Genomic DNA, 13883 nt, shown 5'->3' with positions numbered 1-13883 from the left:
GACTTAATTAGCCTCCTTTTGTTTGCGTGCTTCAATTGCTGCAACTACTTTACTCAACACCGCTTCCCCGTTCGCGACACATTGACCAATTTTCACACGAACGACTGGCTTTCCTTTGAAACGATCTTCCCCGTCGATCACTTTATCCGCCGCGATGATAACTACATCTGCCGCGCTTACTTCAGCTGGCGTAATTTCATCGATTGTTCCCATCGCTCCTTGTTGTTCGATTTTGACATCGTGACCTAATTTTACTCCCGCTTTTTCTAATGCCTTTGCTGCCATTGGTGTGTGCGCAAGTCCTGCGATACATGACGTAACTCCTACAACTTTCATATCAATTCTCCTTCCAAATTATCTTTCAAGTAATCCATCAGTTCGTGTTCCGTTTTAATCGTTAAAATTTGTTCTTGAAACGTTTCTTCTAGTAAATTCACAGCCACACTGGATAAAATTTTCAGATGTTGCTGGCTGGCTTCACTTGCTGGAACTAATATCGCAAAAATGGCTTGTGCCTTAAAGCCTTCTTTTGACTCCCAATCAATCGGTTCAACAAGACGAATGAAAAGCAGTTTCGCTTCCGATATTGCCTCCGTTTTCGCATGTGGAATGGCGATTAATTGTTGTACTGCTGTTGCGTATTCTTTTTCGCGTGCCCATAAATCGCGCTCTACTTGTGCCGAATTCGTCGTGATGCCAATTTCAGCCGCCTTGTCTGCAATAAAAGCTAGCACTTCTTCTTTTGTGCTTAGATGCTGATTTAAAAATAATTGTTCTTCTGATACTATCATTTCGTCACCCCGTATTTTTTCAATGCCTTGCTTACAATTACATTCTAATGAAACCGATTACTTTTTTGAACATAAGGAATTTCCAGTTAAAGTGGAAAAAGATTAATTCATACAGAAAAAAGCCATAAACAAAGCATTCTCAGCTTCATTTATGGCTTTTCTAAAGGATTTTATTTTTCGATATTTAGTTCTTTTTGATACTTAGCAAAAAGTGATTCGAACTCTGCTTTGTTGAAATCGTATGTTTTTCCTTCTGCGCTCGCTTGTAATTTCTTCAAGCAAATATGCCAACCGGAAATATCTCTCGGGCTATGTTCGGTGATTGCAGTGAGCTGTTCTGTGAATGTTAGCTTCGTTTTATTCGCCGCAATGGCATTCAGTTCAAAGGCAACTTCATCTTGATCCCACTCGAAAGCAAGTTTCTGGTTAGCTTCCAATGCGCGAATTGGCATTTTTATTTTTTCTTCAGGCGTCATAACGAAAAGTAAATGTCCATCCGCGCCAAGTTCACCCATTTCAAGTTCATCAAACCATTTTGCCAAGCCTTCATTTGTTGTTAATAATTCGAAAACCGCTGCCGCCGATGCGTTGATTTCTAATTCAAACTCAACGACCGCCCCGCCAGCATCTAGCTTCGTGATTGATTCATCCATCAAAATCCCTCCCACTAATTTGCTTTTATTTTCGCATAGATTCATCGTTCTCGCAAAAACTAGGATTGATTTAACGCTCAACGACCACTCTTTTATACAAATCTTCCAATTCAGAATAGCTAAGTTCTCTTAATCTTTGTCGTTCCACGTTGGTCACAAGGCTGACAATTTCAACTAAAACCCAAGTATCATCCGCTTGTTGTTCTATTTCCATCCCAAACGCCTCCTTTAGTTAATCCGCTCGCAACGCATCTATCGGCATTTTTTTCGATGCCTTCCGTGCTGGAACTACGCCAAACACCACGCCAATAAACATCGAAAACCCAACTGCTAAAAGAATCGTCGCGGCAGAAACGTGCATTTCAAAACTAGAAGCGACCGTAACGAGCTGCGCCGAAAAAACACCTAATAAAATCCCGATTCCCCCACCTAACAAACTAAGCACAACCGCTTCAATTAAAAACTGCATTAAAATATCGCCGGGACCCGCACCAATCGCCTTTCGAATCCCAATTTCACGAGTCCGCTCCGAGACAGAAACGAGCATAATGTTCATAATTCCAATCCCGCCAACGAGTAGCGAAATCCCAGCAATCGCCCCAAGTCCAATCGTCAGCGTACTCGTAATGCTATCAAATGTATCCAGCGCCTGTTGTTGATTCACCACCGTATACGCATCCTTATTATTCGGAAAAAGCTGACTCATTTTCTGCTCGATTTGCTTCACTGCCGCCGGAACCTGCCCCGTATTTTTGGTTTGAACATAATATAAATCTACAGAATCCGTTTTAAAAAGTCGTTCTGCGGAAGTAATTGGGATAAACAGTTTCTCGTCTGCTGATCCAAAGAGACTCTCGCCTTTTTCTTCCAAAACGCCAATGACCATATATCTGGCACCAGCAATTTGCAGATGTTTTCCGACCGGATTTTGGTTTTTGAAATAGGTTTTGGCAATTTCCGAGCCAATAACTGTTACTTTCTGAGCATATCGAACATCGACATTCGAGCAAAATCGACCTAACGCAACTTCCAAATTTTTGATGCTGGCATACTCTTCCGTTATTCCCGTCACTTGATTGCTCGCAGTTTTGTCGCTCGTTCGAACTTCCTTTGTTTGCATCACTTCCGGCGAGCCAATTTCAGTTCGATTTAAAAGACTTTTCGCATCTTTATACGTGAATTTGTCGTTAGGATTATCTGAATAAAAACTAACTGACACCAAGTTGCTCCCCATATCGCCTAATTGTGTAGCGACATTTTTCGATATCGCCTCACCAATCGAAACAAGCAGTATAACCGAAAAAACACCAATAATAATTCCGAGCATCGTTAAAAATGTGCGAAATTTGGCGGATAGTAGTTGTTTTAATGCTAATTTCACACTCTGAAAAAGGCTCATAATTCATTCCATTCACGGAGTTTTCCGTCTTTTATTTCTATGATTCGTTCGGCTTGTTCGGCGATTTCTTTATCGTGTGTAATCATAATTAGTGTATTTCCTTCTCTATGAATTTCTTTCAGCAAAGCCATCACTTCTTCGCCCGTTTTTGAGTCCAGAGCCCCTGTTGGTTCATCTGCCAGTAATATTTCGGGGCTTCCGGCAATGGCTCGGGCGATGGCGATGCGTTGCTGTTGCCCGCCTGAAAGTTGTGCTGGTAAATGTTTCGCTTTATCTAATAAACCAACTCGCTCCAAACTTTTTGCTACTACTTTTTTTCGGGTAGTTTTACGGACACCACGGTAGACTAGTGGTAATTCGACATTTTCAAAAGCAGTGAGCCGCGGCATTAAATTAAATTGCTGAAAAATAAAGCCGATCTTCTTATTTCTAATTTTGGCTATTTTTTTGTCAGATATTCGCATTAGATTTTCTTTATTGAGATAATATTCGCCTAAAGTCGCTTTATCAAGGATACCAAGGATGTTCATTAATGTGGATTTTCCGGAGCCAGATGGTCCGATAATCGCTAAAAATTCACCTTGTTTGATTTGAAGGGATACATTATCTAAGGCTTTGACGGTATTTTCTCCCATTTGATAGGATTTTGAAATGTTGAATAGTTGGATCATGTTGTGTTCGCCTCCATCTAAGGAATAATCACTTGTTGTCCTGCAGTAAGACCTTTCACTACTTGGATAGATTTGGTATTATGTTTGCCCGTTTCAATCCAAACTTGTTTCTTTTGTTTATCAGCGTCAACAATATAGACGTAATTTTTATCTGATTTATCCGTGTGAACTGCTTCAATTGGGATTGTTAGAACATTTTTTTCTAACGCTACAAGCACGTCTGCACTAATGGACATATTTTCTTTTAAATTAGTTTCGGTTTCCAGATTAATGGTTACTGCGTAGGAAGTTACAGACCCGTTTATGACTCCTTTTTCGTTGATATCAGCTATTTTCCCTTTGTAGACTTTATTATTTACTGCTTCGATATGTACGTTAGCTGTTTGTTTTTCTTTTATTTGGTTGATTTCTAGTTCGTCTACCATAATTCGGGCCGCAAAATCTTCATATTCAGGCCATTTATTTTCTTTTTTTACGATGTGTCCTTCTGCGGAAACATAGACGCTTAAATCAGCCATTTTCGCCTCGACTGTTTTGTAGTCAATGATTTGCGGCGTTTTTTGTTCCTTTTCTTTTATAAAATAATAGCCAACTGATGCACCAATGATAATCAGTATGATAACCCAGCTTATTTTTTTCAATAGTTAAAAACCTCTCTTTAAAAAGCAATTAAGATCATTGCGTTCATAATGTGTTGAAAACATTTTTTTAGTTGTTCGTAATCCCATGATTTTAAAATAGCAATCATGTGCGCTAATTCTTCAGCAATTCGATCACTTGCCGAAACAATAATCAACCGTACTTCTTTTGTTGCATTGTCATTTATTTCATTCCATAAATCTTGAATGACTCGATTAAAATAATCATTATTCAATTTGCCAATAAAAATACTAATAAAATCTTCAAAAGCACCACGCATTAACTCATATTCTCTATTTTTCTCATATTGAATGACGCTCTCTGCTATTTCTATGATGTCATCTACTACAACATAATCTTCCCGTAAGACTAATTTTTCCGCGCTTTCATACATTAAAAGTTCGACTAATTTCATCCGTGAAAAAAATTCTGTAATCGTTACTTCTGTGTTTTGAACGAACGCACCACGGTTGTATTGATGAACTAAAAAACCGGAATGGCACAGGTTGATAATCGCCCGCCTAATCGGTGTTCTGCTCATATTTAGTTCTTGGGATAATTTCGCTTCTACTACACGATACCCCGTTGGATACTCACCTGTTGTGATTTTGTTCTTGATGTACTCAAAAGCTACATTTTCCAATCGGTCACCTTTAGCAATTTTCGGCATAACTGATTCCCCTCTCCCTATATAAAACTTCTTAAAAACAGCTTTATAATGCCATTTTATCATCTAGTTAATGAAAAGAGTATCGTACTAAAAATACTCTTTTCATCCATGATAATTTATCTATTTGCTTTTTTGCGATACGTGGTAATGCCGACTGTAGCTAAGCCAAGCCCAGCAAGAACTACCCAAATCATCGAGTTGTCACCCGTTTTTGGTATTTTGCTTGCTTTTACATTTGGCGTTTCTGCATTTCCAGCAGCTTGTTTAGGCTTTGTAGGATCGCTTGGTGTTCCGCTTTGAATCAGTTTGATTGGTTCTATAATAAGCGTTAAGTCTTGTGTTACTGTCACTTTGATTGTAAGTGTTGCTGATAGATTGCCAGAATCTGTTACGGTATACGTGACTTGATAAACACCTTTTTTCGTATTATTCACTGTGTCTTTTGTTACTTTGATTTTTGCTGTTAGGTCGCCGTCTTCTTTATCCGTTGCGGTAACGCCTTTTAACGAATTAAATAGGTCGCCAACTTTGATTGTTTGATCTTTGGCATTGATGACTGGCGCTGTGTTTGCTGTTTCTGCCTCTTTAGTTACGGTTACTTTGATGCTTTTTAGCGTTGTGATTTCGCTTGAGTTTGTTACTTTGTAATCCACATCATATTCGCCGATTTTAGTCGTATCAACGGTGTTTTTTGTCACTTGGATGGCACTAGTAATATCACCATCTTTTTTATCCGTTGCAGTTACGTCATTTAGAGGATTAAACGTTTCATTTTGTTTGATTGTTTTATCTTCTGCGTTAATAACTGGGGCTGTTGGGGCTTCTGCTGGTGTTTCGTCTGTTACAGTGATGTTTTTCCAAATTAGCGAAGTTTCTGGCGTTGTTGGTAAAACAGATCCGGCACCTGCGAACACGCCGATGTCTGCTTTTGTATCTTCATTTGCTGTAAATTCGAATGTATGTGTGAAAACTTTACTATTATCATTTGCTACGTCCATCACGTTATCTTGTGTACGAGTTACAGCGTTGTTGTTAAGTGCTGCACCGGAAGAGTTTGGTACAAATAGTCCCGCTTTTGCGGATTGTCCTGTAATTGTATCTGTGATTGTCATATCAACATTTGCTTCATAAGCCACTTTGTATTTGTATGTTTTGCCTTTTTCAAGTTGGACATTTTCATAACCAACAAAGTAAAAACCACCTCGTACATCTTTGTAGGTCAAATTACTTTCTGAACTGTTTGCTGCTTTTGCAACGATACCTGGGGTGAAATTAAAAACAACCATAGCTAGTAGCGCAACTGTTGTAATGATCGCGATTATTTTTTTCATGGATTTAAAATCCTCCTCTTTTACATCTTTAATTAGAAAATAGGGTTAAGATAGTCTTAACCCTATATTTCAACGTATTCTACTTGACAATCAACCAAAGATTCCTTTGATTAGGTTGTTTAGGATTTCTGTTACATCTGGGAAACGTAAAGCGCCAGAAAGGTTAGTTAATAATTGTAAAAAGAAATTCATCTTTAGTAGCCTCCTTTCTTATTTTTATTTTTTTAAAATCAACCGAAGATTCCTTTGATTAGGTTGTTTAAGATTTCTGTTACGTCTGGGAAATTAAATGCTCCCGAAAAATTACCTAATAATTGTAGAAAGAAATTCATGAGTAGTGGCCTCCTTTACGTATTATTTTGTTAGAATCAACCAAAAATAGCTTTGATTAGGCTGTTTAGTACTCCTGTCACGTCTGGGAAATTTAAAGCACCAGAGAAGTTACCTAGTAATTGTAGAAAGAAATTCATCGTTTTCACCTCGCAATACTATGTAGTTGGGACTGTCATCCAAAGTTAATTATAGCTGATAAAAACGCCATTTATAGCGCTTCCAAGCATTAAAAACATTGCCTCAAAAACAGTATCCCATGACGTTTTTACTGTTGTTCAGATTGTCATATTGGAGGACAATTATCAGAAAAATGTTTATTTTTAGTTGTCAAGTAAGCAGCTTTTGACACATTTTAGCTACATTTATTTATGTGCCTTAGCCAAACCATTGGTAAATAAGGACTTTTCAAAAACGTCTTTAGTCATTTAGTACAAAATCAGACTTTCGATAATGAAAAATACAATCGCAAACACAAAAAAGCACCTCAGCAACATTCACTAAGGTACTTTTATGATTTTTATCGCAAAACTGGACAAAGTCACGTAACGTGAGATAATAGAAAAAAATGATTTGGTTAGGAGCGAAAAGATAGCATGACAAAAATTGGTTTTATCGGCGCAGGAAATATGGGTACAGCAATGATTCGAGGACTGGCAACAGCTAACTTAATTGCGAGAGAAAACATTATCGTTTGCGGTCGAAACATCGACAAACTCAAACCGCTCGAAACGGAATTTAATGGCCTTGTACTCACAACGGACACTGGAAAACTCGTAGAACAAGCGGATATTATCATTTTATCGGTGAAACCTTATACTATTCCAGAAATTTTAACAGCAGTAAAAGATAAGTTAACACCAGATAAAATCGTTATTTCTGTAGCAGCGGGCACTACGATTCAAGATTTGGAAGCCCTAACTTCTGCGGCTACGAAAATTGTTCGAGTAATGCCAAATACACCAGCACTTGTTGGCGAGGCGATGTCTTCCATTTCGCCAAACGCGAATGTAACACAACAAGAAATCGATGATGTTGTCGCTATTTTTGCTAGTTTTGGAGAGGCGGAAGTCGTGCCCGAAACCTTAATGGATGCAGTTATCGGTGTCAGTGGTTCTTCGCCAGCCTATGTTTATATGTTCATAGAGGCCCTAGCAGACGGCGCAGTACTAAATGGTATGCCACGTGATAAAGCGTATAAATTCGCCGCACAAGCTGTCCTAGGTGCCGCAAAAATGGTTTTAGAAACTGGAGAACATCCAGGGAAACTTAAAGATATGGTTACTTCTCCCGGCGGAACTACGATTGAAGCGGTGAAATCATTAGAAGATAATGGCTTCCGTTCAGCCGTAATCAATGCGGTCCAAGCTGCTGCTAAGAAAAATAGTTCTATGTAAACTCAAAGATATTTAACGAAAAAATACTTTTCCTCACCTTTAAGTGGGAAATCTTGAATTCGACCAAGCTCGGTAAAACCACATTTTTTATAAAAATCTGGGGCTTGGTAACTGAATGTAGTTAGGGAGATATGGTGGCAGCTATTTGCTCTACCATATCTTTCTATTTGTTCCATTAAAGCTGTTCCGACGCCTGTTCCTTGTGTGCTTTTATCGACGGAAAGAAGCGAAACATGTAATTCTCCGTAGTTGATTTTTGCTGTCACACCGCCAACTATTTCCCCGGTTTCGTTCAGTGCGGCAAAGCCAATATGCACGGTATCGCTTTTGGGGATATCGTAGCCTAGCCGTTCTTTATGTTGCAAAAGTCCTTCGACTACGCGTGGTTCTAGTTCTTCCATCGCCATTTCTTTAATCGTATATTTCATTTTCCAGTTCCTCCTTCGCACAAAAAAGCATCACTAGAAAGTGACGCTGGGTGAGATTATTTTAGGTTTGATACACGACCATAGCCAGCAATGTATTTTTTCCAGTAGCCGGATGTGATAGTGTCATATTTTACGCCGTTATTTTGCGCATTAAGCATTTTGCCATTGCCGACATAGATGCCAACGTGTGCAATTCCTCTTCCGTAGTTAAAGAAAATCAGATCACCATTTTTTAGTTCGTTGGCTTTAATTTTTTTTGCAGCGGCATATTGTTGTTTGGCTGTTCTTGGAAGTGATTTTTTAATGGCTTTCGAGTAGACATATTGTGTAAAACCGGAGCAGTCGAAGCAGCTTGGGCCAGTTGCGCCAATTTTGTAGCGTTTGCCAAGGTGTTTTCTTGCTTCGTTACTTAATGCGGCAAAACTTTGTGTTGTTGCAACAGGTGCTTTATATGTAGTTACACATTTACCTGAAACATACCCTACTTTACCGTTATATGTTGTTTTATACCAGTTATTGTTCGTCTTTGCAGTGAAAGTAACTGTTGTGCCTTTTTTGTATAATCCGATGACTTTACCCTTTGTATTGTCTGCTGTGCGAATATTTACATCAGCCGTTATCGTCATTTTATATGTGGTTGCTGCTGATGCGTTTGTTGTTGGTAAAAATAGTACTGAAAAAGAAATCATTAAAGCTATAAACGCAAAAAAAATCTTTCTTCTCGTTGCTATTATTTTCAATCCACGCACCCCTTTTTTATATACACACAGCATATCAGGTCAATGTTACAGTTGTACTACAGGGATTTTAAAACTTGGCGTTATTATGTAACAGTTCCGACACAGCAACAAAAAGACCCAAGAAACTAGTTCTCGGGCCAACTTTTAAAAATGATTTTTCCGTAAAGAAACCGGCTTATCAAGGATTTCCTTCGTAATTATCGCTTCTTGTAATCTGCCGCGTAATTTACGGGCTTTTTTAGGATGATTACTTGTGCTTTTAATTAGTTTTTTTCCTTTGGCCACATCGGATTCTCGGCGGATATCTCGTAGCATTTTTTCTTGGGTTGCCTTTTGTTCGGCAATAACTTTATCTTGTTCTTTATTTTGTGTAAAAGTACCTTGTGATACTTTGCGTTTTGCTGGTTTTTTAGTAGTTTGCGTGCGACTTGCTTGGTGTGTCGTTTGTATTTTGGGTCTTCGTTTTTGCGCTTTTTTCGCTTCCGCTTCGTCTGTTTTATCAGCTTTACTAAGGAAATTTATAAGGACACCAACTATACCAAGAACGACTAAGACACTCTCCCAACCACTATCTAGAAAATCACTTAAATCCATTGAAAACACCTTCTTTCTTGCAAAAGATCAAGGTTTATTTTTCGTCTTCGTGTGCAATCGATTCACGCATAGCTGTATCTGATTGTACATTTTCCATTTTGTAGTAATCCATTACGCCTAGGTTTCCTTCTTCTAAAGCGCGAGAAAGAGCACGTGGTACTTCTGCTTCTGCGGCTACTACGGCTGCTCTGTTTTCTTGTTCTAGGGCAATCGCTTCGGCTTTACGTTTCGATGCAGCTGCTTGAGCAACTTCCATGTCCGCGTTGGCTTTTTCGATGTCTAGTTTTGCTTTAATGTTGTCCCCGATACGCATTTCAGCGATATCAATGGATAAAATTGTATAAGCTGTTCCGTCTCCAAGTCCTTGTTCTTGGACTTTTTTCGAAATACTGTTTGGGTTTTCTAGTACGTCTGTATGTTCTTTTGTTTCACCGACTGTAGATACTACGGCTTCACCGACACGGGCGATAACTGTATCTTCACCAGCACCACCGACGATACGTTCAATGTTCGATTGTACGGTAATTTGCGTGATAACTTTTACTTCTACCCCGTTTTGTGCCACACCAGTAAATTCAGGTGTACGGATAACTTTTGGTGTTACGGAAGTTTGTACTGCTTCAAGTACGTCACGTCCAGCAAGGTCAATAGCTGCTGCACGGCTGAAATCTAGTTCAATATTTGCGCGGTGTGCAGCGATTAACGCATCAACTGTGTTATCCACGTCCCCACCTGCTAAATAGTGGCTTTCAAGCTGGTTTACTTCTAAGTCTAGTCCTGCTTTTACTGCTTTAATTAACGGTTTTACAACGCGAGAAGGTACAACCCGACGTAATCTCATCCCGATTAAAGTTCCTAGTCCCACTGGTACACGTGCGGATAATGCACTAATCCATAACCCCACTGGTACTAAAGTGAAAAATACGATTAAAAAGATGATAATCAATACTGCGATAATAATTGGTCCAATCATTGTCATTTTTCTCCCTCCTGTATATCTTCATTGACTAGTACGTATCCGAAATCGATACCTACTGCAATTATTGGTTTTCCAACTTCTAAATAACCTGTTTTCAAGCGAGCTTCATAGACTTCTCCGTCTATTCTGACACTGCCGATTGGCTTTAATGTCGTTTGTGCTACGCCTTTTTTGCCTACTACTTTATCTCGTAGCGCTTTCATTCGTTCTATTTCTTTGTCCTCTAAAACCCCCCGATGCACGAGTCCCCATGATTCTCCATAAACAAAGTCATCTTCTGTAAAATTATGCTTCAAACTAGTCACCTTCTTTAGGAACTTTTTTAAATTTTTACTTTCTCCTATAACAACCATAACATGAAAGAAACCTTATGTAAAAAGCTTTTAGCGAGAATTATGTAAATTTTTTCACTTTTGTAGAAAACTAAATAATAGAAGAAACTAAATTTTGGAATAGAGTACTTTTTATACCTTATTTAAGTCCCAGTTAATTGGCGTTCTTCCATTTTCTTCAAGAAATTGATTCGTTTTTGAAAATGGTTTACTCCCGAAAAAGCCTCGACTCGCGGCCAGTGGGGATGGATGGACTCCTTTGATGAGTAAATGTTTTGGGTTTGTAATACCACTTGCGGCCGTAATTGCGTGATTGCCCCATAAAATAAATACGAGTGGTTGCTCATAATTATTTAATTCTTCTAAAACATGATCGGTGAATGTCGCCCAGCCCAATTTTTTATGACTGCCAGCTTTGCCTTCTTCCACGCTCCAGCTTGTGTTCATTAAGAGTACGCCTTGCTCTGCCCATTTGGCCAGATAGCCGTGGTCTGCTGGTTCGATATCAAGGTCCGTTTTTAATTCTTTGTAGATATTGCGCAAGCTTGGCGGAATTCGTACGCCTTTTTGCACGGAAAAACTTAGGCCATGCGCTTGTCCAGGGCCGTGATATGGATCTTGACCGAGGATGACCACCTTGACTTTATCGTAAGGACATAGGCGAAAACAAGAGAACATATCTTCTTCTGTCGGATAGACGTTTCCTTTTGCTCGCGCTTCCTTAACTGCTTCCATTAATTCTATAAAATAGGGTTGTTTTGCCTCTTGCGCTAAAAATTCATCCCAAGTTTTCACCATTTTCTTCTCCTCCTAGCAATTCGACCATTCTGTCCTTCAATTATACGTGTCGATGCAAGCAACTGTCAAAAGCCTGCGCGATTCGCGTGGTATACTTTTTAAAAGAGAAAATAATGTGGGGTGAAAAAAATGGCGGAAAGAAAAGTGTCTTGGTTAGAGTTGTTTTTTGATTTAATATTCGTTACTGCAGTTGCTTCGACGACACACCTTTTACTTAGTGTAGATAATCATCCGGATAAAACAGCTGTTTATTTTGGCGAGTATTTATTGATGGTGACGCCGATGTTTTGGGCATGGGTCGGACAGACGATGTTTTTCAACCGTTTTGGCGAAAAAATAAAACTACCGGAACTTTATATGCTACCGCAGATGTTTTTCTTAATTTTGATGACGGCGAGTTTTGATTTAACGTTTTCGAATACGTATGATACTTTTTTGATTGGTTATTTGGGAATTCGGTTGATTACGGTTATTCAGTATTTTGTTATAAGTAGTAAGTTGACGGGAAATGCTCGGAAAGTGGCGCTGCTTCTTGGGAGTGTTTTTCTGCTTGGTGTTTTGACAACGGCGACTTCGGTTTTTTTTGAAGGGTTTGCACGTTATTTAGTGATGTATCTTGGAATTGCTGTTGATATTATTTTACCGATATTCTTGTCGAACATATTGCGGAAGGTTCCGGTTGATTTTCCGCATTTGGCTGAGCGTTTTGGCTTATTTGTTATTATTACTTTTGGCGAGAGTATTGTTGCGATTACGACCATTTTAGTTGGGCATACGCTTGATTTCTATACGATTTGTTATACGTTGCTTGGCTTTTTAATTATTTGTACGCTTTGGGCGTCGTATTTTTATAGCTTTGAGAAAATTGTTGACCATCATAAGGAAACGCATGGGCAATATTTGATTTATGGGCATTTTTTTATTATTGTTTCGGTGATGTTGCTCGCTGTGAATTTGCATTTGTTGTTTGAAGGGCATTTGCAGCGAGATGTGTTGCTGTTGATGTTGTTTGGTTCTGTAGCTGTGTTTTTCGTTTCGAAGCAATTTGTTTTTGCTGCGCATAAAAAGGCCGAAGTGACGTTTTCTTTTTGGAAAGATGCGTTGTTATTGGGACTGTTGGTCGGGTTGTTTTTTGTTAATTCGGGTAGCGATTTGCCGCTGTTTGTGAGTTTTGTGAGTATTTGGATTTGTGCGCTGGTGGATCTTGGTTTGCAATATGGGACTTCGCGGTCTGCACGTTTATAAACAAAAAAAGATGAGCATTTCGCTCACCTTTCCTCGCTTGTGTCCTGATGTCTTGTATAATCTGTGAAAATAAATAGGCCCATTAAAAAGCTTATTAAACATACGATTGGACGGAAATAGAAACCCGAATAGCTTGGGGTGAATATTAGTCCAAAAATAAGTCCAAAGAGCCATAAAACTAGTGCCATAAATATTAGAAAATCATTTCGATAAGCACAAATAATTAGAATTCCTGCTAAAATCATCGCTAATGACATTAAATAGCCTGATGATGCCGCAAGATCTTCCGGTATCATAAACAAGTTATTCTTTTTACTGTCAGGGCTTAGTATTTCAGCAAGAGCACCAATAAAACCTGCTTGGATTGACATAATCCCACAAAAAATACGCATTTCACACCACTCTTTTATAAAAATACATTTTAGCTTATTAATTATGGCATAAAAAATCTGGATTTACTACGCGACAATGTAACTAAAAATCATTTAAACGCGCCAAAAACTAGTATAATTTGCTTTATCTTGAATATTAAACTCAATAATTTTTGCCAATAGATCAAAGTCGACTGGTTTGGCCCAGGTAATTCGGAATATGCCTTTTGTATGGCTATAACCCGCTTCTTTTAAATCCGCTTCGAAACGCTCGATTCCAGCAGCTTCTGGGGAAACGCTCATATGCTGTTTTGCAATGGAGAAGCCAATAATGAACGTGTTATTTTTTGTAAACATCGGTGTATTCCATTTGATTTCTGGCTTTAAGTCTGGGAAAGTTTCCGCCACCCATGTTAAAACTTCTTGCATTCGCGCGCGGTGGTCCGGGTTTTCAATCTCAGCTAAATATTCTGCAAAAGCTTCCATATTATTTCCTCCTTTATCTTACAGTTACT

The 13883-nt window shown here is 38.8% G+C and carries 19 protein-coding genes; 2 read left to right on the top strand and 17 right to left on the bottom strand.

The genetic code is table 11. The features are described 5' to 3' along the window. Positions 1 to 3: 3 nt before the first annotated feature. The 9 genes from HCJ30_RS00785 to HCJ30_RS00745 all read right to left on the bottom strand — a co-directional run bounded on the left by HCJ30_RS00785 (position 4) and on the right by HCJ30_RS00745 (position 6154). Entirely contained in the window at positions 4 to 336 is a 333-nt protein-coding gene (locus HCJ30_RS00785; RefSeq protein WP_003729043.1) for a PTS fructose transporter subunit IIB, read from the bottom strand. After that, complete coding sequence (locus HCJ30_RS00780) at positions 333 to 791, bottom strand: PTS sugar transporter subunit IIA (protein ID WP_008946816.1); 459 nt, start codon at positions 789 to 791, stop codon at positions 333 to 335. Before HCJ30_RS00780 ends, HCJ30_RS00785 begins: the two co-directional genes overlap by 4 nt. Positions 792 to 961: 170 nt before the next feature. Continuing rightward, positions 962 to 1444 (bottom strand): SRPBCC family protein, encoded by a 483-nt coding sequence (locus HCJ30_RS00775; protein WP_185390581.1) that lies wholly within the window; start codon positions 1442 to 1444, stop codon positions 962 to 964. Between the two features lie 70 nt (positions 1445 to 1514). Then, the gene (locus HCJ30_RS00770; RefSeq protein ID WP_185390580.1) at positions 1515 to 1658 is read right to left on the bottom strand and encodes a BH0509 family protein; all 144 of its coding nucleotides are present in this window, start codon (positions 1656 to 1658) and stop codon (positions 1515 to 1517) included. Positions 1659 to 1676: 18 nt separating this feature from the next. Beyond that, on the bottom strand, positions 1677 to 2843 hold the full coding sequence (locus HCJ30_RS00765; RefSeq protein WP_185390579.1) for an ABC transporter permease: 1167 nt from the start codon (positions 2841 to 2843) through the stop codon (positions 1677 to 1679). Continuing rightward, positions 2840 to 3514 carry an ABC transporter ATP-binding protein gene (locus HCJ30_RS00760; protein WP_185390578.1) on the bottom strand — a complete coding sequence of 225 codons (675 nt, stop codon included), beginning with the start codon at positions 3512 to 3514 and terminating at the stop codon, positions 2840 to 2842. Before HCJ30_RS00760 ends, HCJ30_RS00765 begins: the two co-directional genes overlap by 4 nt. Positions 3515 to 3531: 17 nt before the next feature. Further along, positions 3532 to 4131, bottom strand: coding sequence for an efflux RND transporter periplasmic adaptor subunit (locus tag HCJ30_RS00755; protein WP_185391554.1), 600 nt, complete (start codon positions 4129 to 4131; stop codon positions 3532 to 3534). A 41-nt stretch (positions 4132 to 4172) separates the two neighbouring features. After that, positions 4173 to 4823, bottom strand: coding sequence for a GntR family transcriptional regulator (locus HCJ30_RS00750; protein ID WP_185390577.1), 651 nt, complete (start codon positions 4821 to 4823; stop codon positions 4173 to 4175). Between the two features lie 116 nt (positions 4824 to 4939). Continuing rightward, positions 4940 to 6154, bottom strand: a complete 1215-nt coding sequence (locus HCJ30_RS00745) for an LPXTG cell wall anchor domain-containing protein (protein ID WP_185390576.1) — start codon at positions 6152 to 6154, stop codon at positions 4940 to 4942. 926 nt (positions 6155 to 7080) lie between these two features. Here HCJ30_RS00745 and proC point away from each other — a divergent pair. Beyond that, on the top strand, positions 7081 to 7881 hold the full coding sequence (gene proC / locus HCJ30_RS00740) for a pyrroline-5-carboxylate reductase (protein WP_185390575.1): 801 nt from the start codon (positions 7081 to 7083) through the stop codon (positions 7879 to 7881). Between the two features lie 2 nt (positions 7882 to 7883). Here the strand turns inward: proC and HCJ30_RS00735 are convergent, their stop codons facing one another. From HCJ30_RS00735 to HCJ30_RS00710, 6 genes are all read right to left on the bottom strand, one after another. Further along, positions 7884 to 8309 (bottom strand): GNAT family N-acetyltransferase, encoded by a 426-nt coding sequence (locus HCJ30_RS00735; RefSeq protein ID WP_185390574.1) that lies wholly within the window; start codon positions 8307 to 8309, stop codon positions 7884 to 7886. 56 nt (positions 8310 to 8365) lie between these two features. Further along, positions 8366 to 9049, bottom strand: coding sequence for an NlpC/P60 family protein (locus tag HCJ30_RS00730; RefSeq protein WP_185390573.1), 684 nt, complete (start codon positions 9047 to 9049; stop codon positions 8366 to 8368). Between the two features lie 144 nt (positions 9050 to 9193). After that, the gene (locus HCJ30_RS00725; RefSeq protein ID WP_185390572.1) at positions 9194 to 9643 is read right to left on the bottom strand and encodes a hypothetical protein; all 450 of its coding nucleotides are present in this window, start codon (positions 9641 to 9643) and stop codon (positions 9194 to 9196) included. Between the two features lie 34 nt (positions 9644 to 9677). Beyond that, complete coding sequence (floA, locus tag HCJ30_RS00720) at positions 9678 to 10622, bottom strand: flotillin-like protein FloA (RefSeq protein ID WP_008946803.1); 945 nt, start codon at positions 10620 to 10622, stop codon at positions 9678 to 9680. Next, on the bottom strand, positions 10619 to 10918 hold the full coding sequence (locus HCJ30_RS00715; RefSeq protein WP_003738085.1) for an NfeD family protein: 300 nt from the start codon (positions 10916 to 10918) through the stop codon (positions 10619 to 10621). The genes floA and HCJ30_RS00715 overlap by 4 nt, the downstream gene beginning before the upstream one ends. A gap of 168 nt (positions 10919 to 11086) precedes the next feature. Then, on the bottom strand, positions 11087 to 11752 hold the full coding sequence (locus tag HCJ30_RS00710) for a uracil-DNA glycosylase (protein ID WP_185390571.1): 666 nt from the start codon (positions 11750 to 11752) through the stop codon (positions 11087 to 11089). Between the two features lie 129 nt (positions 11753 to 11881). On the opposite strand from HCJ30_RS00710, the gene HCJ30_RS00705 reads away from it, so the two are divergent. After that, entirely contained in the window at positions 11882 to 12997 is a 1116-nt protein-coding gene (locus HCJ30_RS00705; protein WP_185390570.1) for a low temperature requirement protein A, read from the top strand. A 23-nt stretch (positions 12998 to 13020) separates the two neighbouring features. On the opposite strand, the gene HCJ30_RS00700 is transcribed toward HCJ30_RS00705, so the two are convergent. Continuing rightward, positions 13021 to 13389, bottom strand: a complete 369-nt coding sequence (locus HCJ30_RS00700) for a hypothetical protein (protein WP_149056611.1) — start codon at positions 13387 to 13389, stop codon at positions 13021 to 13023. A 93-nt stretch (positions 13390 to 13482) separates the two neighbouring features. Beyond that, positions 13483 to 13854 carry an iron chaperone gene (locus HCJ30_RS00695; RefSeq protein WP_185390569.1) on the bottom strand — a complete coding sequence of 124 codons (372 nt, stop codon included), beginning with the start codon at positions 13852 to 13854 and terminating at the stop codon, positions 13483 to 13485. Positions 13855 to 13883: the final 29 nt, after the last annotated feature.

The sequence above is a fragment of the Listeria cossartiae subsp. cossartiae genome, from assembly GCF_014224155.1.
GTDB classification, from domain to species: domain Bacteria; phylum Bacillota; class Bacilli; order Lactobacillales; family Listeriaceae; genus Listeria; species Listeria cossartiae.
This window is presented reverse-complemented; position numbering and strand designations above follow the sequence as displayed.